The organism is Pectobacterium fontis, assembly GCF_000803215.1.
GTDB lineage: Bacteria > Pseudomonadota > Gammaproteobacteria > Enterobacterales > Enterobacteriaceae > Pectobacterium > Pectobacterium fontis.
The window spans coordinates 1-747 of the sequence record NZ_JSXC01000088.1; the positions used below are offsets into that span (position 1 = coordinate 1).

1 protein-coding gene and 1 pseudogene are annotated in these 747 nt (G+C 63.5%); one reads left to right on the plus strand and one right to left on the minus strand.

The features are described 5' to 3' along the window. Positions 1 to 350: 350 nt before the first annotated feature. Positions 351 to 503 carry a hypothetical protein gene (locus tag OI69_RS19720; protein WP_154715589.1) on the plus strand — a complete coding sequence of 51 codons (153 nt, stop codon included), beginning with the start codon at positions 351 to 353 and terminating at the stop codon, positions 501 to 503. A gap of 38 nt (positions 504 to 541) precedes the next feature. Here the strand turns inward: OI69_RS19720 and OI69_RS20310 are convergent. Beyond that, positions 542 to 747, minus strand: a pseudogene (locus OI69_RS20310) (hypothetical protein); the annotation flags it as partial.

Below are 747 nucleotides of genomic sequence, written 5' to 3' on the forward strand. Positions count from 1 at the left end.
TGACACGGTCGTACTTTTTAACGCACTTAACCCATTGAAGCAACGTGCTTTTTAGACAGCGTTTTCGGCCTAGTTAACAACACCTTAACCCGAACACCCCGACGCGCACTTTTAGCCCCGGACACGCTACCGCCATGCTGTGACTTCCCTGTCTGCCTGTGCCACATCATAGCAGCGGCGACAGCCGCTGCCATTAGTCGTTGTGTGAATGAACCGGGTTTTATCGCGGCGCGAGCCGTTCCGCAGCTTGCCTGTGGGACGGTGAAGCGTCTGCCGGGTGCGGGCTGGCGAGGCCCGCAAGACAAGACGTTAAGCGGGGAGGCCCCCGGCGGGGGCCGCACGGGGCGGAGATGGCGAGCACGGGAACGAGCAAGGAGCGGGCGACTGCGAGCCGGGCGCAGCCAGTGCAGCAGGGTTGGGGCGGGGGCGAGGTGAAGCCGTTAAGCGGAGGCCGCAGGCCGACAACCCCTTTTCTGTTGACGTTGATGTTTGCTGATGGCTGACGCCGGAGCCTGCGCCGCCAGGGAAGGCGGCCACACCGTCAGAGCCAGGGAAGCACGCTGAGGTTCGTAGCAGAGCGAGCAGGCGAGCTGTGCGCCACACCGCGCCCAAGAGCCGAACCCCGGCGGCCAGCCGCACAACGTTGTTGAAGCAGCCCGCAGCGCGCCCTTGCGCTAGACGGCGCCGACATAATGTGTGTTACGCGTTGGATGCGTCCAGCAACTTGCGCGTAATGCCACATTATGT